The organism is Rossellomorea sp. NS-SX7, from assembly GCF_052828565.1.
In genome coordinates this window covers 3,987,072-4,005,199 of the sequence record NZ_CM128249.1, presented here as the reverse complement: position 1 = coordinate 4,005,199, position 18,128 = coordinate 3,987,072, and the positions used below count along the sequence as shown (strand labels likewise).

Annotated in this window: 16 protein-coding genes; 14 read left to right on the top strand and 2 right to left on the bottom strand. The window is 43.4% G+C overall.

Annotated elements, in window-relative coordinates:
* Positions 1–397 precede the first annotated feature (397 nt).
* A complete protein-coding gene (gene dnaA, locus ACUXV2_RS19820) occupies positions 398–1,741 on the bottom strand; it encodes a chromosomal replication initiator protein DnaA (protein WP_446244856.1) in 1,344 nt (447 codons plus the stop codon).
* Between the two features lie 1,299 nt (positions 1,742–3,040).
* Between dnaA and rpmH the strand changes: the two genes are divergently transcribed.
* The 11 genes from rpmH to ACUXV2_RS19765 all read left to right on the top strand — a co-directional run bounded on the left by rpmH (position 3,041) and on the right by ACUXV2_RS19765 (position 14,246).
* On the top strand, positions 3,041–3,175 hold the full coding sequence (gene rpmH, locus ACUXV2_RS19815; protein WP_224875679.1) for a 50S ribosomal protein L34: 135 nt from the start codon (positions 3,041–3,043) through the stop codon (positions 3,173–3,175).
* Between the two features lie 189 nt (positions 3,176–3,364).
* Complete coding sequence (gene rnpA / locus ACUXV2_RS19810; RefSeq protein WP_446244855.1) at positions 3,365–3,736, top strand: ribonuclease P protein component; 372 nt, start codon at positions 3,365–3,367, stop codon at positions 3,734–3,736.
* A gap of 300 nt (positions 3,737–4,036) precedes the next feature.
* Positions 4,037–4,816: a YidC family membrane integrase SpoIIIJ gene (spoIIIJ, locus tag ACUXV2_RS19805; RefSeq protein ID WP_446244854.1), complete on the top strand. Its 780-nt coding sequence runs from the start codon at positions 4,037–4,039 to the stop codon at positions 4,814–4,816.
* The gene (gene jag, locus ACUXV2_RS19800) at positions 4,813–5,430 is read left to right on the top strand and encodes an RNA-binding cell elongation regulator Jag/EloR (protein WP_446244853.1); all 618 of its coding nucleotides are present in this window, start codon (positions 4,813–4,815) and stop codon (positions 5,428–5,430) included. Before spoIIIJ ends, jag begins: the two co-directional genes overlap by 4 nt.
* Positions 5,431–6,133: 703 nt before the next feature.
* On the top strand, positions 6,134–7,519 hold the full coding sequence (gene mnmE, locus ACUXV2_RS19795) for a tRNA uridine-5-carboxymethylaminomethyl(34) synthesis GTPase MnmE (protein WP_446244852.1): 1,386 nt from the start codon (positions 6,134–6,136) through the stop codon (positions 7,517–7,519).
* A gap of 56 nt (positions 7,520–7,575) precedes the next feature.
* The gene (gene mnmG, locus ACUXV2_RS19790) at positions 7,576–9,468 is read left to right on the top strand and encodes a tRNA uridine-5-carboxymethylaminomethyl(34) synthesis enzyme MnmG (RefSeq protein ID WP_446244851.1); all 1,893 of its coding nucleotides are present in this window, start codon (positions 7,576–7,578) and stop codon (positions 9,466–9,468) included.
* 19 nt (positions 9,469–9,487) lie between these two features.
* Positions 9,488–10,204: a 16S rRNA (guanine(527)-N(7))-methyltransferase RsmG gene (gene rsmG, locus ACUXV2_RS19785; RefSeq protein WP_446244850.1), complete on the top strand. Its 717-nt coding sequence runs from the start codon at positions 9,488–9,490 to the stop codon at positions 10,202–10,204.
* Between the two features lie 147 nt (positions 10,205–10,351).
* The gene (noc, locus tag ACUXV2_RS19780; RefSeq protein WP_446244849.1) at positions 10,352–11,227 is read left to right on the top strand and encodes a nucleoid occlusion protein; all 876 of its coding nucleotides are present in this window, start codon (positions 10,352–10,354) and stop codon (positions 11,225–11,227) included.
* Between the two features lie 590 nt (positions 11,228–11,817).
* Positions 11,818–12,579, top strand: a complete 762-nt coding sequence (locus ACUXV2_RS19775) for a ParA family protein (RefSeq protein WP_446244848.1) — start codon at positions 11,818–11,820, stop codon at positions 12,577–12,579.
* Complete coding sequence (locus ACUXV2_RS19770) at positions 12,572–13,420, top strand: ParB/RepB/Spo0J family partition protein (RefSeq protein WP_446244847.1); 849 nt, start codon at positions 12,572–12,574, stop codon at positions 13,418–13,420. The genes ACUXV2_RS19775 and ACUXV2_RS19770 overlap by 8 nt, the downstream gene beginning before the upstream one ends.
* A 112-nt stretch (positions 13,421–13,532) precedes the next feature.
* The gene (locus tag ACUXV2_RS19765) at positions 13,533–14,246 is read left to right on the top strand and encodes a DUF554 domain-containing protein (protein WP_446244846.1); all 714 of its coding nucleotides are present in this window, start codon (positions 13,533–13,535) and stop codon (positions 14,244–14,246) included.
* A 48-nt stretch (positions 14,247–14,294) separates the two neighbouring features.
* Here ACUXV2_RS19765 and yyaC read toward each other — a convergent pair whose 3' ends face one another.
* Positions 14,295–14,912 carry a spore protease YyaC gene (gene yyaC, locus ACUXV2_RS19760; RefSeq protein WP_446244845.1) on the bottom strand — a complete coding sequence of 206 codons (618 nt, stop codon included), beginning with the start codon at positions 14,910–14,912 and terminating at the stop codon, positions 14,295–14,297.
* 432 nt (positions 14,913–15,344) lie between these two features.
* On the opposite strand from yyaC, the gene ACUXV2_RS19755 reads away from it, so the two are divergent.
* From ACUXV2_RS19755 to ychF, 3 genes are all read left to right on the top strand, one after another.
* The gene (locus ACUXV2_RS19755) at positions 15,345–16,283 is read left to right on the top strand and encodes a mechanosensitive ion channel family protein (RefSeq protein ID WP_446244844.1); all 939 of its coding nucleotides are present in this window, start codon (positions 15,345–15,347) and stop codon (positions 16,281–16,283) included.
* Positions 16,283–16,480: a DUF951 domain-containing protein gene (locus tag ACUXV2_RS19750; RefSeq protein ID WP_446244843.1), complete on the top strand. Its 198-nt coding sequence runs from the start codon at positions 16,283–16,285 to the stop codon at positions 16,478–16,480. The genes ACUXV2_RS19755 and ACUXV2_RS19750 overlap by 1 nt, the downstream gene beginning before the upstream one ends.
* Positions 16,481–16,810: 330 nt before the next feature.
* Positions 16,811–17,911, top strand: a complete 1,101-nt coding sequence (ychF, locus tag ACUXV2_RS19745; RefSeq protein WP_446244842.1) for a redox-regulated ATPase YchF — start codon at positions 16,811–16,813, stop codon at positions 17,909–17,911.
* Positions 17,912–18,128 lie beyond the last annotated feature (217 nt).

Here is an 18,128-nt window from a genome sequence, read left to right as displayed (position 1 = left end):
ATAGTAATAGTAATAGTAGGGCCTGTTGATATGTGGATAAGTGTGTGAATTGAACGGAAACACAGCCTATCCACATGTGGACAGACTGTGTGCTAGTTGGTCTCAGTTATCAACAGTATTCAGTTATGAGATTTATGATTATTAGTAAGAGCCATTTGAATACCGCAGCTGATTTCCGTGCAGGACTTCGCTTTCCGCGGGAGAGCGGTGAGCCTCCTCGGCTGCGCCTGCGGGGTCTCACCAGCTTCGCTTTTCCCGCAGGAGTCATCGTCCTGCACTCCAATCAACTGCTGGAACCGGCTATATCCAATAGAATCAACTTATTTTCAGCTTCAGTGAAACCCGTTCAATCAGCTAATTATCGATCAAGTTTCCACTGGCCATCTAATACTCTTAATTACTTCAACGAATCCCTGATTTCTTTCAGCTGCTGCTGGAGAAGGGCGTCTGCTCCTAGCAGGGTGCTGATTTTCTCATGGGCATGGATGACGGTCGTGTGGTCGCGGCCGCCGAATTCTTCTCCGATTTTAGGAAGGGAAGAATCTGTCATTTCTCTTGAAAGATACATGGCGATTTGTCGAGGGAATGCAATCGATTTCGTCCGTTTCTTTGCTTTGAAATCCTCGATTTTCACATTGAAGTGCTCGCCGACAACGCGCTGGATCTCTTGGATCGTAATGGCCTTGGGCTTTGAGCTTGGAATGATATCCTTCAATGCTTCGGCTGCAAGATCGGCATTAATATCTTTATTGATAAGTGAAGAGTACGCAACGACCCTGATCAGGGCGCCTTCCAATTCACGGATGTTCGTATCGATTTGATTAGCGATATAAAGCATGGCCTCATTTGGAATATCCAGGCCTTCTGCTTTTGCCTTTTTCCTTAAAATCGCGATTCTCGTTTCCAAATCAGGTGGAGTGATATCGGTAATAAGGCCCCATTCAAAGCGGGAACGCAGGCGGTCCTCAAGCGTCGGGATCTCTTTAGGAGGACGGTCACTTGAAATGACGATTTGCTTGCTTTCTTCATGCAATGTATTAAACGTATGGAAAAATTCCTCTTGTGTCTGTTCTTTACCTGCCAGGAATTGAATATCGTCAATGAGTAGTACATCGACGCTCCGGTATTTGTTGCGGAAATCGACCGCTTTGTTGTCACGGATGGAGTTGATGAACTCATTCGTGAATTTTTCCGAAGATAGATAGACCACTTTGGCAGCCGGGTTATGCTCAATTACATAATGACCGATTGCATGCATCAAGTGGGTCTTTCCCAAGCCGACGCCCCCGTAAATAAATAAAGGGTTGTAAGCTTTGGCAGGAGCTTCAGCTACTGCCAACGATGCGGCGTGTGCGAAGCGGTTACCCGAGCCGATGACAAATGTATCAAATGTATATTTGGGATTCAGCATGTTCTGGTTTAGATCATACTGATCATCGTCTTTTGATGCCTTTTTCGGCGGTACTGGAATATCAAACTCTTCCGGCTCCTGATTTTGGGGAATAATGAATTTAACGACCAGTTCTTCGCCGGTGATGTCATACAACACTCCCGAGATTAACTGAGAATAACGGCCTTCCAGCCAATCCCTTGCAAACTCGTTAGGAGCGGTAATCACAAGAGTATCTCCTTGTATGGAGTGCGCCTTCGTCGATTTCAGCCATGTGTCGAAGCTTGGCTTACTGATTTTTTTTTCGATGTTTTCCAAGGCTTTGCTCCAAAGATCCCCGATATTCTCCAAACCTGATCCCTCCTTTTCTTTTCAATGTTCAGTTGAAACGTCAGTTCTTTTCTGCTTGTACAACCTCTGTATAACTTGTAAACGTCTTTAAAATCGTCATCTTATAAAAATACAATGGATTGAATGTGGAGAATATATATAATAAGGAAAGAAAATGGTTAGTCGACAATATCCACCACCTGTGGACAAGGTTTTACAAACCATCTGAATAAGTTACCCACATGATATCCACATTTTGTGGATAAGTAAATTACGTAATTGCAGTTATCAAGAGTGAAAACACAATAATCATATCAAAATATCCTTAGGGGTGCAATGGTTTTTAAATATTATCCACAACCTCTGTCAGTTGTGGAATGAAATTGTCCACAAGGGTAGAACTTGTGAAAAACCTGTCAATAGCTGCTGTGGATAATTAAAAATCATGTCGAATTCTATCCACAGGGTGATTTTTTTGAGTGGTGGGAGAGATTTTGTAGAAGGTAGCAGGAGACGAAACTGAACTCTAAGATTATGTTTTGGCAGTTCAAAATACCGCATTTGATTTCCGTGCAAGACTTCGCTTTCCGCGGGTGACCCGTGAGCCTCCTCATCGCTTCGCTCTTGCGGGAAGAAAAGCGGAGGCGGCTTGTTCAGCCCCGACAAGCATAAGATGAATAGGCTGAAAAGGCGCTTTTTGCCTTTTTTGCCTATTTAGCTTATGACCTCGAGGGGCTAGCCGCCGGAGCTGGACAGGTCTCACATTAGTCACTTCTCCCGCAGGAGACTTCGTCTTGCACTCCAATCAACGCTGGATCCGGTTAAAATAATTGAAGGTTGACTATCATTTACTATTATTCTGAAGATAAATCTAGATATCATTTACCATTTAATAAATGTAGAAAGCTACTTTTATAAAGATGTTTTGACTATTGGAAAGATGGAATTCATCACTATATAGGTAGTAAAATCTGCAGCTAACTTCTAAGGATTATTGTTACTTTCTATATTTAAAAAACAGAGTGGATTGGAGCTGGAGGCATTTGACTCCTGCGGGAAGAGAGAAAATGTCGAGACCCCGCAGGCGAAGCCGAGGAGGCTCGACTTTCTCCCCGCGGAAAGCAAATGCCTCCAGCGGAAAGGAACGGTCTGCAATCCTAGTTCACAATTATTTTTAGATGAACAAACAAAATAATTAGTAAAATATAGATACCCAAAAATAAAATGATATGAGTGTTGACTTTTTATGGTTGACGTCTTTATAATAGTGTAGAATGTCTTTAACTTATAAAGATGAATCCTTCAGGGAGGTGTCAATAGATGAAAAGAACGTTTCAACCAAATAAACGTAAAAGAAGTAAAGTACACGGTTTCCGTGCGCGTATGAGCTCTAAAAACGGACGTAGAGTATTAGCTCGTCGTCGTGCTAAAGGAAGAAAAGTATTATCTGCTTAGACCACTGAACTGACTCAGTGGTCTTTTTTTCTAGTAAACCGGGCTGTTTTCTAATAAATGGGTGTGTTTGTTAGAGTGAAACAATGGCAAAATAAACAGCAATTTTTATGAAAAGAGCCCTAACAAACATGATTAAGATCTTCTATTAAATGAAAGACTTATGGAAAAACATAAAAACAGGTGTGGCTTATGCGTAAAGAACAAAGAGTAAAGAAAAACAAAGAATTTCAAGAGATATTTAAAAAAGGGACATCATTTGCAAACAGGCAATTTGTTCTTTATTCCTTAAAACAGGATGAAGCCCAGCCTTTCCGGATCGGGATTTCCGTCAGCAAGAAAATCGGGAATGCAGTGTGCCGGAATAAAATCAAACGGTACGTAAGGCAGGCTTTTTTAGAATTGCGTGAAGACGTTCAAGATAACCACGATTATTTGATCATCGCCAGAAAACCGGCGGCCGACATGAATTTTCATGAAGTAAAAAGCAGTATTACTCATGTTTTAAAAAGAGGGAAAGTATTGAAAAGGCCTTCTGATGGCAAAAATGATAGGAAAAAGTAAAAAAGTATTTATTATTTAGACAAGTTTCACCATCACAATCCTTTGAAAAGATGTTACAATACGAGGGATTGTACTTTTTTAAAAAGGTTGAGGGAACGTGTCCTTGACTATGAAAAGGCTGTTTTCATAGAGATTGTTTAATGTTCGTACATAGATCAGAGCCTTAGTGGTATGATCAAACATGCTTTTTTCCTACGGGCACCTGATTGTACGATCCGAACTATTCAAGTTCTGGTATTTTGAGAACAAAGTATGAGAAAAGAGCCTAGCAGAAACATATTAGTTGGGAGGAAAATAAGGGTGAAAAAGAGAATTATAGCCCTCATGGCAATCATTGGGCTAATGACTGTTTTATCAGGCTGTACAGAATATAACCAGCCCATCACACCTGAAAGTTCAGGTTTTTGGAATGAATATATTGTGTGGCCATTATCACAATTAATCACAATGGTTGCAGAGTGGTTCAGCGGTTCTTATGGTATGGCAATCATCATTGTAACGCTGATCATCCGTTTAGCCATCTTACCGTTAATGATCAAACAAACGAAAAATTCCAAAGCGATGCAGGCATTGCAGCCTGAAATGAAAAAGCTTCGTGAAAAATACAGTTCTAAAGACGCTCAGACTCAACAAAAGCTTCAACAGGAAACAATGGCATTATTCCAGTCACATGGAGTCAACCCATTGGCAGGGTGTTTCCCATTAATCGTTCAAATGCCGATCTTAATCGGATTCTATCATGCGATTGTCCGTACAAGAGAAATTGCAGAACATAATTTCTTATGGTTCGACCTTGGAGAAAGAGATATTATCCTTGCGGTTGTTGCCGGTATTACAACGTTCATCCAGCAAAAGCTGATGATGGCAGGAACGGCAGATCAAAATCCTCAAATGGCTATGATGCTTTATATCATGCCGGTGATGATCGTGATCTTTGCCATCAACTTCCCGTCAGCCCTTTCATTGTACTGGGTAATCGGTAATATCTTCATGATTGTTCAGACGTATTTCATCAAAGGTCCTGATATCAGGGAAGTACAAGCTGCAAAAGCTGGTGGTTCGGGAGGAAAGAAAAAGTGAGAGAAGTGAAAGCGACTGGTCAAACGGTGGAAGAAGCCATTGAATCAGCCTTGTCTCAACTGAACATCACCAAAGAAGAAGCAGAAATCGAAGTTATAGACCAAGGCAAAAAAAGCCTGTTCGGACTGTTCGGGGGAAGACCCGCCGTCGTCCATGTCAAAAAAGCAATCAATCCGGTTGATGAAGCGAAAGAATTCTTATTATCTGTAGCACGTGCGATGGGAGTGGAAGCTGCCATCGAGGTGCATCAGAATGGAAGGGAAATCGAATTTCGTTTATCCGGTGAAAAAATGGCCCTTTTAATTGGTAAAAGAGGACAAACCTTAAATGCGCTTCAACATTTGACGCAATTGGCAGCAAATAAGGCGTCCGATCAGTTTTTAACCATTCTCCTGGATGCAGAAAACTATCGTGAACGCCGCCGTCAGACTCTTACCAACCTGGCAGAGAGGCTTGCCGATAAAGCACTGCGCACCAATCGCGCTGTTTCGCTGGAACCGATGCCTTCTTATGAAAGAAAAGTGATCCATACCGCTCTAGTGAATGCTAAGAAAGTGGACACGTATTCTGAAGGCAGGGAACCGAATCGGTATATTGTGATTGCGCCTAAATAATATTGAGAAGAGACGATTCCTTTTTTGAGGAGTCGTCTTTTTTTATTTGTAAGGACTTGCAGGAGGGGGAATGGCTGGCTGATGTGTGGGGCGAAATTTGTCGTTTTTTGTTTGATGAGCGGGTCTCGAACGGGATTATTACCGTTTTGATAATAAAATCGGATTTTTGATAATAAACCCATTGTTTTTGATAATATAAATAGATTTTTGATAATAAAACCTTCGTTTTTGATAATATAATCCTCATCCTGCCTTCAACCACTGCCCATTTTCTTCATTTTGGATCTGATCGCCCTCCATTTAAACCGCACCAGCCAAAAGCCGCCAATTATGATTGGTTTTCATCTAAAAAAGTCAAAAAATCCAAGCATTCGAATGTCCTTCAAACTCAGAATCGATTCCGCATCCTGTTTCTGCCCACATCTAAATCCAATCCTGCCCTCAAATGAGATCCTCCGCACTTTCCATCTCTCCCACCTTGTGGATATGCCTTTTCGGGCCGGTTTATTGTTATTCACATGTGGATAAGTTAAAATAATAGAGATGAGAGAAACAGGTCTGTGGATAACGTGATGACAAAGGAAATTAGTTTCTTTTGTATTAAATAGGTTTGTGATATTCTAATAATTTGGGGAAACTTTGCTCTCTGAATTTCATTTGTTCATATAGATTCAAAACCAATATAAAAAGAGAGGTGATAAGAATGGAACTAGATACAATTGCAGCCATCTCTACACCGATGGGTGAAGGGGCCATTGCCATCGTGCGTTTGAGCGGTGATGAAGCCTTTGACATCGGAGCGAAAGTGTTTAGGGGAATGAAGGGCACATCCATGAAGGAATTTGCTTCTCATACGATCCATTACGGACATATCATCGATCCGGATACCGAGCAGGTAGTGGAAGAGGTGATGGTCTCAGTCATGAGAGGACCTAAAACCTTCACCCGTGAAGATATCATTGAAATCAACTGTCATGGCGGATTGGTTTCCGTCAATAAAGTCCTGCAGCTTGTCTTGAAGCATGGGGCGCGGTTAGCGGAACCGGGTGAATTTACAAAGCGCGCCTTTTTGAATGGCCGTATCGATTTATCGCAGGCTGAAGCCGTCATGGATCTGATCCGTGCGAAAACGGACCGGGCGATGAACGTGGCCCTGAATCAGATGGAGGGACGCCTTTCCAATCTGATCAGGAAACTCCGTCAGGAAATCCTTGAAACCCTCGCTCACGTTGAGGTGAACATTGACTATCCGGAATACGACGATGTAGAAGAAATGACTCATGGGGTACTGATGGAAAAGTCAAAACACGTACGGGACGAAATTGATAAATTGATTCAGACATCCGAACAGGGGAAAATCCTTCGCGAGGGACTCTCCACTGTCATCATCGGACGTCCGAATGTAGGGAAATCCTCTTTATTGAACAGCCTTGTACATGAGAATAAAGCGATCGTTACGGACATTCCCGGAACGACCCGCGACGTGATAGAGGAATATGTGAATGTACGCGGAGTGCCGCTTCGCCTTGTCGATACTGCAGGGATCCGCGAAACGGAAGACATCGTCGAGCGTATCGGTGTCGAACGTTCAAGACAGGTTCTGAAAGAAGCAGATTTGATCCTTCTCGTCCTCAATTATGCAGACGAACTGACCCACGAGGATGAACAGCTCTTTGAAGCGGTTAAAGGAATGGACGTCATCGTGATTGTGAATAAGACGGATCTTCCGCAAAAGATCGACTTGGACCGAGTAAGGGAACTTGCGAAAGAACATCCTCTTGTGACCACGGCTTTACTAGAAGAAGAAGGTATCGATGAACTCGAAGAAGCTATTTCATCCCTTTTCTTCGCCGGATCCATTGAAGCAGGGGATATCACATATGTATCGAACAGCCGTCACATCGCATTGCTGCATCAAGCATCTCAAGCGATAAACGAAGCCATAAACAGTGTGGAAATGGGAACGCCAATCGATATTGCGCAAATCGACTTAACGAGAACATGGGAGCTATTGGGTGAAATCATCGGTGACAGTGTCCATGAAAGCCTGATTGACCAGCTGTTTTCTCAATTCTGCCTAGGAAAATAAACATTATACTATTTGGATGAGCGAACAGCTCATTCACAAGGAGGAAAAAATAAACCATGCAATATGACGCAGGACAATATGATGTCATTGTCATTGGTGCTGGACATGCCGGCGTTGAAGCGGGACTCGCTTCTGCCCGGATGGGAGCGAAAACGTTAATGGTGACCATCAATCTTGATATGGTTGCCTTTATGCCGTGTAACCCATCTGTCGGCGGCCCGGCAAAAGGAATTGTAGTACGTGAAATCGACGCCCTTGGTGGAGAGATGGGGCGTAATATTGATAAAACGCATATTCAGATGCGAATGCTGAATACAGGGAAAGGTCCGGCTGTTCGTGCTCTAAGAGCGCAGGCGGATAAATTCCTTTATCAGCATGAAATGAAACGCACACTTGAAAATGAACCTAATATGACCCTCCTTCAAGGGATGGTGGAAGAGTTGATCATCGAAGACGGGGAATGTAAAGGTGTCGTGACTATGACTGGCGCCGCTTACCGCGCAAAAACAGTCGTCATTACGACAGGGACATTCCTGCGCGGTGAGATCATCCTTGGAGACTTGAAATACTCCAGCGGCCCGAATAACCAGCAGCCTTCCATCCGCCTGGCGGACCATCTCAGGGAGCTCGGATTTGATACGGTTCGTTTCAAGACGGGAACTCCGCCGCGAGTAAACAGCTCATCCATCGATTATTCCAAAACGGAAATTCAACCTGGTGATGATGTACCGCGTGCATTCAGTTATGAAACAACAAAATATATTACCGATCAGCTGCCTTGCTGGCTGACGTACACAAATGAAGAAACGCATAGATTAATCGACGAGAATCTACATCGTTCTCCGATGTATTCAGGTATGATCAAAGGGACAGGCCCTCGTTACTGCCCAAGCATCGAAGATAAAGTGGTTCGTTTCCATGACAAGCCGCGCCACCAGATTTTCCTGGAGCCGGAAGGAAGAAACACGCAGGAAGTCTATGTTCAAGGGTTATCAACGAGCCTTCCTGAAGATGTGCAGCAAAAAATCCTTTCCACGATCCCTGGTCTTGAAAAGGTACAAATGATGCGTGCCGGCTATGCGATCGAGTACGATTCAATCGTGCCGACTCAACTATGGCCGACGCTTGAGACGAAAAAAATCAAAAATCTTTACACTGCAGGTCAGATCAACGGAACTTCCGGCTATGAGGAAGCTGCCGGACAGGGATTGATGGCCGGTATCAATGCTGCCTGCCGTGCACTGGATAAAGAAGAAGTCATCCTCAGTCGTTCCGATGCTTATATCGGCGTTTTGATCGATGATCTTATCACAAAAGGAACAAATGAGCCTTATCGCTTATTAACTTCCCGAGCTGAATACCGATTATTATTACGACATGACAATGCAGATCTTCGCCTGACGGATATCGGAAAACGCATCGGTTTGATTTCCGACGAAAGATACCAGCGTTTCACTGAAAAGAAAAAAGCGATCCAGGCTGAGAAGGTGCGTCTGGAAGGCATCCGCATCAAGCCTGTGGAAGAGACTCAAGCCGTCATCCGTGAAGCTGGAGGCAGTGAGTTGAAAGATGGCATTCTTGCAGCCGATCTATTGAAACGTCCTGAAATGAATTACAGCCATATTAAACGCCTTGTACCAAGTGAGGCTGAGCTTTCTCCGGATGTAGAAGAACAGGTCGAAATTCAAGTGAAGTACGAAGGATATATTGAGAAATCCCTTCAACAAGTCGACAAGCTGAAAAAGATGGAAAACAAAAAAATCCCTGAAAACATTGATTACGAAGCGATCAGCGGCTTAGCTTCAGAAGCCAGACAAAAACTGATTGAAGTGCGCCCGCTATCACTCGCTCAGGCTTCAAGAATCTCAGGGGTCAATCCTGCTGACATCTCGATTTTGCTTGTGTATATCGAACAAGGGAAAATTGCGAAAGTTTCAGGCGATCAATAGGCAAAGGAAGGGTAATAGCATGAATATAGACCAATTCCAATCCATGCTCGAGGAGAAGGGAATTTCCCTCTCTCCCGGGCAATTAGATCAATTCGAGCGTTATTTTGAAATCCTTGTCGAGTGGAATGAAAAGATGAATCTGACCGCTATCACGGACAAGGAAGAAGTATATTTAAAGCACTTCTATGATTCAATCAGTGCAGCATTTTTCATTGATTTTACCAAAGTGAAAACGATATGTGATGTGGGAGCAGGTGCAGGGTTTCCAAGTATCCCTCTTAAAATCTGTTTCCCTCACCTACATATAGCCATTGTCGATTCACTGAACAAACGTATTTCGTTCCTGAATCATTTATCTAAAGAGTTGGGACTAAGGGATACTCATTTTTATCATGACCGGGCAGAAACTTTCGGGAAAAAGAAGGAGCACCGTGAATCCTATGATGTCGTGACAGCCAGAGCAGTGGCCAGAATGTCTGTGTTAAGTGAACTTTGTCTGCCACTCGTGAAAAAAGGCGGATTGTTCGTAGCGATGAAGGCTTCAAATGCCAGCGAAGAATTAAACATAGGAAAAAAAGCGATTGCGACACTTGGGGGGCAGACAGAAAAAGTATTTTCATTTGTCCTTCCGGAAGAAGAAAGTGAACGTAATATCGTGAAAATAAACAAAGTAAAAGAAACACCTAATAAGTATCCAAGAAAGCCGGGTACCCCGAATAAACTACCGTTGGAATAGGTTTGAGCCATGTTTGGTTCTTCTCTTATAGGAAAAATGGTATGCTTTTACTGTAGTGATTTGTGTGAATATGTCTAGATGAGGCAGGAACTTGTCATATTTTAGAGAATTATAATATAGGGAGTTTCTTAAAGGTGGTGTAGGAAGATGAAGCATCCTTTCTCTCGTTTTTTTGGTCTGGGTGAAAAAGAGCAAGGTGAAAAAGAGCAAGATGTTGAATCTGAAGAATTAAGTGTAGTGGAAGATCGAGATGAGGTTAAGAAAATACCAGTAGCTCAAATCGTTCCAAATCGCTTTCAACCAAGAACCGTTTTTAATGATGAAAAAATAGAAGAGCTATCCAGAACGATACACACGCATGGGATCATACAGCCGATCGTAGTGAGACAAGCGGATGATGATCAGTATGAAATTATCGCAGGGGAACGCCGTTACAGGGCCGTTCAAAAACTTGGCTGGGAAACCGTGCCTGCGATTGTCAAAAACCTTAGTGATACCGAAACGGCTTCAGTGGCTTTAATCGAAAACCTGCAAAGGGAAGAGCTGTCTCCGATTGAAGAAGCCATTGCCTACGGAAAGTTATTGGAATTGCATAATCTGACCCAGGAAGCACTTGCTCAGCGTTTAGGAAAAGGACAGTCCACTGTGGCAAATAAGCTTCGTCTCCTAAAGCTTCCGGAAGAAATTCATCATGCTTTATTAGATAAAAAAATAACGGAACGTCATGCACGGGCATTGATCCCTTTGAAGAATCCTGAGAAGCAGATCCAGCTCCTGGCTGAAATTATCGAAAAAAGCTTGAATGTCAAGCAAACAGAGGACAGAGTAGTGAAAATGCAGGAAGGCTCTGCCCCTAAACCAAAGCCAAAGCGTAAAGCATTCTCGAAGGATATGCGCATAGCGGTCAACACGATCCGTCAATCTCTTTCCATGGTGTCAGACAGCGGCATCAACCTCAACGCCGAGGAAGAAGAGCACGACGAATTCTATCAATTTACCATTCGTATTCCAAAAAAGAAATAGATTCATAAAAAGCGAGAAACAGAGATTTGGTGTTTCTTGCTTTTTTGTTTTCGTTTTTTGTGAACAATGTAAGGAAAGGGTAGAAATTTAATATTGGTAATTAACGGATCCAACGGTTGATTGGAGTGCAAGACGTAAACTCCTGCGGGAAAAGTGACTAATGTGAGACGTGTCCAGCTCCGGGGCTTAGAGGCACATGTCATAAGTCAACTCGTCCAAGAAGGCAAAAAACGCCTTCGTGGCCGATTCGCCTTATGCCACCCGCCTCTGAGCAAAGCCCCTCCGCTTTTCTAACCCGCAGGAGCGAATGCGACGAGGAGGCTCACCAACCGCCCGCGGAAAGCGAAGTCTTGCACGGAAATCATTAGCGGTATTAAAAGGCCACTAAATAATTTCCATGGAAATATTACAATTTTCAGCAATAATCTACTTTTATTTTACCTATGATATTGATTTTTCCAAACAATGGATTGCAAGCTTTCATTATTTTCAAAAAAGAATCAGACATTTCCCCACAAATTTTGATAGAATAGAAGAATACTGTGAAGAAAAAACGACCAATCTTGGACGTTAAAAGGTAGGTGACAACCTTGGGAAGAATTATAGCGGTGACCAACCAAAAAGGCGGCGTGGGCAAAACGACCACTTCCGTTAATTTGGGTGCGTGCTTAGCATACATAGGACAAAAAGTCCTACTCATAGATATCGACCCCCAAGGAAATGCCACGAGTGGTGTTGGAGTGGAAAAAGGTGATGTACATCATTGCATTTATGATGTTTTGGTAGATGATGTGGATGTAAACGAAACCATCAAACAATCAAAAGTCGAGAACCTTTCAATTGTACCTGCAACCATTTCATTGGCAGGGGCAGAAATTGAATTAGTTCCCACCATTTCTCGTGAAGTTCGATTAAAGAAAGCATTGGAAAAAGTCAAAGATGAATATGATTATGTTATTATTGATTGCCCGCCATCTCTGGGACTCTTGACGATTAATGCATTGACAGCCTCTGATGCAGTCGTGATTCCTGTGCAATGTGAATACTACGCACTCGAAGGATTGAGTCAGCTGCTGAGCACTGTACGATTAGTTCAAAAACACCTTAATCATGAATTGATGATTGACGGTGTGCTGTTAACCATGCTGGATGCCCGTACTAACCTTGGAATCCAAGTCATCGAAGAAGTGAAAAAGTATTTTCAAGATAAAGTGTACCGCACGATTATCCCGCGTAATGTTCGTTTGAGTGAAGCGCCCAGTCACGGCGAACCCATCATTATTTATGATGCTAAGTCTAGGGGAGCGGAAGTTTATTTAGAACTGGCAAAGGAAGTGGTGGCGAATGGCTAAAGGTCTAGGAAAGGGCATTAACGCCCTGTTTCAAAACGTACAATCTACTCAAAATGAGGAAAGCGTTCAAGAGGTGAAGCTGAAAGACATACGGCCTAATCCTTATCAACCACGTAAAATTTTTGAGCCTGGGGCAATCGAAGAATTAAAGGAATCGATTTTGGAGCATGGGATTCTGCAGCCCATCATTGTAAGAAAGTCGATTAAAGGGTATGAAATTGTCGTTGGTGAACGACGTTATCGTGCAGCAACAGCAGCCAAGCTGGAAACTGTTCCTGTGGTGGTCCGTGAACTTAATGACCAGCAGATGATGGAACTGGCTGTGCTGGAAAACCTTCAGCGAGAGGATTTGACTCCAATCGAAGAAGGCGCCGCGTATCAGCTGCTTATGGATAAGCTTAAGATCACCCAGGAAGAAGTGGCGAAGCGTTTAGGGAAAAGCCGCCCGCACATCGCAAACCATATCAGGCTCCTCTCATTGCCTGCTCCCATCCAGGAATTGATCTCTGAAGGGAAATTAACAATGGGTCACGGACGTGCTTTGCTGGGATTGAAAAACAAAAAGAATCTATCTGCACTGGTGAACCGTATTCTGAAAGAGTCTTTGAATGTCCGCCAGCTTGAAAAAATCGTCGGCGAAATGAACGGAAATGTTTCACGTGAAACAAAGAAGCCTGAGAAGAAGAAAGATGTTTTTATAAAAGAACAGGAAACCATGCTCCGTGAGCGATTCGGTACAACCGTGACAATCAAGCATTCCAAGAAAAAAGGGAAAATTGAACTTGAATTTTTCTCCAAGGAAGATTTGGAACGAATTTTGGAGCTGTTACAGGATAAGTAAAGAACTTGGGTATACAAAATAGAGAAAGGACTGACCTCTGTAGTACAGAGGTCAGTCCTCTTCCCTTTTAAGAAAGTAGTCATAGATTTTAGTCTGGATAAGGGGAACTTGTATGGTATTGTTAGGGACGCTTGTAAACGGAATTTGTATTATTATCGGAACGCTGCTTGGAGTTTTCCTTCACCGCATCCCCGAAAATATGAAGGGGACCGTGATGAAAGCCATAGGATTAGCGGTAGTGGTCCTCGGCTTGCAAATGGGAATGAAAAGCGAGAACTTCCTGATTGTCATCATCAGTCTTGCTCTCGGTGCCGCCTGGGGAGAGTGGATGAATTTAGAGGACAAGTTGAACGCAATCGGTTCATGGCTGGAAAAGAAGCTGGGAAGCAAGAAAGAAACGTCCATCTCTCAAGGCTTTGTAACAGCCACCTTGATTTTTGTAATCGGTGCAATGGCCGTCATCGGTGCACTCGACAGCGGAATCAGGGGAGATCATGATGTTCTCTACACAAAGTCGATCATCGATGGATTCACCTCGTTGATCTTGACGACTACACTAGGAATCGGAGTCATGTTTTCTGCTGTTCCGGTTGTACTTTATCAAGGGTTGATCGCCCTTTTCGCTACCCAGATTCACCAATGGGTCCCTCAGGAACTGATGGATGCCTATATTGTTGAAATGACGGCAACTGGCGGTATCATGATCTTTGCTATAGGATTGAACCTCATAGGTATCACTAAGATACGTGTAGCCAACTTATTGCCGGGTATTGTAGTGGTAGCCATAGTTGTCGGAGTCATCCATGCCTATCATTTGTATATGTAATGAAAAAACGGGAGGCAGCAGCGCCTCCCGTTTTCATATAGGTAAAAACTAATGTAATTCTTCTCGCCATTTTTCTATGCTTATTGCATTTCTGCGTTCGATGATTTCTTCAGCCAGGACAATCGCTTCCACCATCGTTTTCGCCATTTTCATCACAAGGTTTAAGCGTGTATTCTGAAGGACGAAGAATTCCATGAATCCACTGACATTCACGATTCCTGTCAGATGCACGTTCCCGACCTCGGGCAGTTCTTTATTCACTCCTGCACCCGGTTTCAATGGTCCGTCGCACAACTGTATGGAACCTACACTCTTCAATCTTCCAAGGCAGGCATCAATCCCGATGATGAATGCATTAAGGTGCCTCGATTTGATTTCATGAAGCTTTTCCTCCAGATTTACAGCATGAATCGGATCATCCAACGTACCGTATACATGAAAAATCCCTATCGCCTGCTCGGATAATAATGATCCTACCAAGGGACCTAACGAATCACCGGTCGACCTGTCCGTGCCGATGCACACAAAGACGATCGGGCGCGTTCGGTACAGAGTGGGAAGTATGGATGATAATTGAACAGAAAGATCTCTTGCAGCGTGTTCATCCTGATGAAAGACTCTGAAAGGTTCAGATTTCCGTTCGAATAATCCTTTTTTTAGATTCATGACTTCCACTCCTTTGAATAGTAGGTTTGCAGGAAAGTAATTTTTTTAGATTATAATTTATGGTTTGCCGGGACTGAACTGGCCGCTTTCGCTTTTCTTGCTGTTCAGCTCAGTGGCTTAGAGGTACATCCGCTGTTCTTTTGTCCAGCTGCGGGGCTTAGAGGCACATGTCATAAGCCAAACCGGTCAGGAAGGCAAAGAACGCCTTCATGCGAGGTTCGTCTTATGCCACCCGCCTCAAACCAAAGCCCCTCCGCATTTCTTTTTAACAGTATACGGACGATTTGGTTTTTTCATACATAAACGAAGGTGATTTTTCATAAAATAAAAAATTTCGTTTAATTTGTAATGTTTAGGTTAGAACTACCCAAGGTTCGGGAAACTTGATAGAATAAACATACTTATTACTGAAAAAGCAGGTGATACATATATATGGCAAACACAACTCCTGAAAATGTTAAAAAGACAGTTGATGATACTGTGGATAAAATAATCGACAATGATTTATGGGTAACATTAGGAACGAATACACTTAAGATCGCCGCAATCATGTTGATTACATATATTGCGTTGAAGTTGGGACGGACAGCCATCCGTAATATATTCAGGGTGCGTTCGAAGGCTCCGCTCAAATTCACGGAACGGCGCGAAGCCACTCTTTTAAAGCTACTTGAGAATGTATTGACCTATGTGGTGTACTTCATCAGTTTGATGACTATTCTCTCAACGCTAGGCATCGATATCAAAGGATTAATCGCCGGTGCCGGGATCGTCGGGCTTGCCATCGGTTTCGGGGCTCAGAACCTTGTGCGTGATATCATTACTGGGTTCTTCATCATCTTTGAAGACCAGTTTTCTGTCGGTGACTATGTCCGGATTGGGTCTGCAGAAGGAAACGTAGAAGAAATCGGGCTCCGTACGACGAAAATAAAAAGCTGGACGGGTGAACTTCATATTTTCCCGAATGGGAACATCACAGAAGTCACGAACTTCTCCATTCATAACAGTATAGCTGTCGTGGATGTCAGCATTGCCTATGAGGAGAACATCGAGGAAGCAGAAAAAGTCATTCAGGATCTGCTGATCACCCTTCCCCAAAAGTATGAAGATCTCGTAAATCCTCCTGAGCTATTGGGTGTCCAGACACTCGGCGCTTCAGATGTGGTCATCCGGATCGTGGCGGAGACCGTACCTATGAGACACTGGTATATTGCCAGGATGCTTCGAAAAGATGTGAAACTGGTTCTGGATGCACACGGCATTGAAATCCCATTCCCTCGAATGGTGATGTACTCGAGAAACGAAGACAATCAGGAGCTGCCGCCTAATGAAAAACAGCAAAAATTTGAGCGTGGACAGGAGGAAGGCTGATGGAGCCAAAAACATTCCAACTGAATGATGTTGTAGAGATGAAAAAGCCTCACCCTTGTGGAACAAATCGCTGGAAGGTGATCCGGATGGGAATGGATATCCGGATTAAATGTGTAGGCTGCGGTCACAGCGTGATGATTCCTCGTAAGGATTTTTCGAAAAAAATGAAAAAGGTACTGGAAAGTTCCCAAGATTGATTACTCTTTTCATACCCCTAACAAGGCAAGCGTAATCCTCTTGCTGATATGGTTCGGCATATTAAAACAATAAAGGACACTCCTTCGTTTTCTGACGGGCGGGTGTCCTTTTTTTCTGAAAAATATGTTGCAATCTCAGCCTTTCCCTCTGTTGATGCTTGCAGGGAATCGGCCGGCGGAATGTAAATGCCGAGTCTATATCCGTGCAATAACCACTACTTGTCTTTTCCCTCCATTAACTCTATAATTGTGAAGGGTTCGACCATTTAGAAGAGTTACTATCAAATCACGATTTTTCATAGATAAGAACAATAAAGAGGAGTGACCGAAATGGCTTTAACAGCTGGTATTGTTGGGCTGCCGAACGTAGGTAAGTCAACACTTTTTAATGCGATTACAAAAGCAGGAGCAGAATCTGCTAACTATCCTTTCTGTACAATCGATCCAAACGTAGGAATCGTAGAGGTGCCTGATTACCGCTTAGATAAATTGACTGAGTTGGTGGATCCGAAGAAAACCGTCCCTACTGCATTCGAATTCACGGATATTGCCGGAATCGTTAAAGGAGCAAGTAAAGGGGAAGGTCTTGGAAACAAATTCTTATCACACATCCGCCAAGTCGATGCGATCTGTCAGGTTGTCCGCTGCTTCGCAGACGACAACATCACACACGTATCCGGTAAAGTGGATCCGATCGCTGATATTGAAGTCATCAACCTTGAACTGATCCTTGCAGACCTTGAAACGGTAGATAAGCGTCTTGCCCGTGTTCAAAAGATGGCAAAGCAAAAGGATAAAGAAGCGGTATTCGAGCATGATATCCTAGTGAAATTGAAAGAAGTTCTTGAAGCAGAGCAGCCTGCCCGTACGGTTGAATTTTCAGAAGAGCAGATGAAACTTGTGAAACAGCTTCACCTTCTGACTTCAAAGCCGGTATTGTATGTTGCGAACGTTAGTGAAGACGAAATCGCTGATCCTTCTGACAACGAATATGTCCAAAAGGTTCGTGAATTTGCGAAAGAAGACAACGCAGAAGTCATCGTCGTATGTGCGAAGATCGAATCTGAAATCGCTGAACTTGATGATGAGGAGAAAGCGATGTTCCTTCAGGAGCTTGGAATCGAAGAGTCAGGTCTTGATCAGCTGATCCGTGCTACCTACTCTCTTCTTGGACTCGCTACTTACTTCACTGCAGGTGTACAAGAGGTTCGTGCTTGGACGTTCCGTGAAGGCATGAAAGCTCCTCAATGTGCCGGAGTCATTCACTCTGACTTCGAAAGAGGCTTCATCCGTGCGGAAACCGTATCCTATGATGACCTAGTGGAAGCGGGTACGATGGGAGCAGCCAAGGAAGCTGGAAAAGTACGCCTAGAAGGTAAAGAATATCTAGTAAAAGACGGAGATGTTATCCACTTCCGTTTTAATGTATAAGATTTTGTTGAAAGACTGGAGGGAACTCCGGTCTTTTTCTCTTTTTAAAATTATTTAACCAGTTAGCAAGTAGTCGATCATAGGTAGAATATTTGAAACCCCTGTTAATTCTAACCGGTTTCAGCGGTTGATTGGAGTGCAAGACGAAGACTCCTGCGGGAAGAGTAGCTAATGTGAGACTTGTCCAGCTTCGGCGGCTAGAGGCTCGAGGTCATAA

Coding starts and splice junctions, on each gene's coding strand:
- rpmH (WP_224875679.1), top strand. CDS start 3,041: ATGAAAAGAACGTTTCAACCAAATAAACGTAAAAGAAGTAAAGTACAC.
- rnpA (WP_446244855.1), top strand. CDS start 3,365: ATGCGTAAAGAACAAAGAGTAAAGAAAAACAAAGAATTTCAAGAGATA.
- mnmE (WP_446244852.1), top strand. CDS start 6,134: ATGGAACTAGATACAATTGCAGCCATCTCTACACCGATGGGTGAAGGG.
- mnmG (WP_446244851.1), top strand. CDS start 7,576: ATGCAATATGACGCAGGACAATATGATGTCATTGTCATTGGTGCTGGA.
- rsmG (WP_446244850.1), top strand. CDS start 9,488: ATGAATATAGACCAATTCCAATCCATGCTCGAGGAGAAGGGAATTTCC.
- noc (WP_446244849.1), top strand. CDS start 10,352: ATGAAGCATCCTTTCTCTCGTTTTTTTGGTCTGGGTGAAAAAGAGCAA.
- ACUXV2_RS19770 (WP_446244847.1), top strand. CDS start 12,572: ATGGCTAAAGGTCTAGGAAAGGGCATTAACGCCCTGTTTCAAAACGTA.
- ACUXV2_RS19765 (WP_446244846.1), top strand. CDS start 13,533: ATGGTATTGTTAGGGACGCTTGTAAACGGAATTTGTATTATTATCGGA.
- yyaC (WP_446244845.1), bottom strand. CDS start 14,912: ATGAATCTAAAAAAAGGATTATTCGAACGGAAATCTGAACCTTTCAGA.
- ACUXV2_RS19755 (WP_446244844.1), top strand. CDS start 15,345: ATGGCAAACACAACTCCTGAAAATGTTAAAAAGACAGTTGATGATACT.
- ACUXV2_RS19750 (WP_446244843.1), top strand. CDS start 16,283: ATGGAGCCAAAAACATTCCAACTGAATGATGTTGTAGAGATGAAAAAG.
- ychF (WP_446244842.1), top strand. CDS start 16,811: ATGGCTTTAACAGCTGGTATTGTTGGGCTGCCGAACGTAGGTAAGTCA.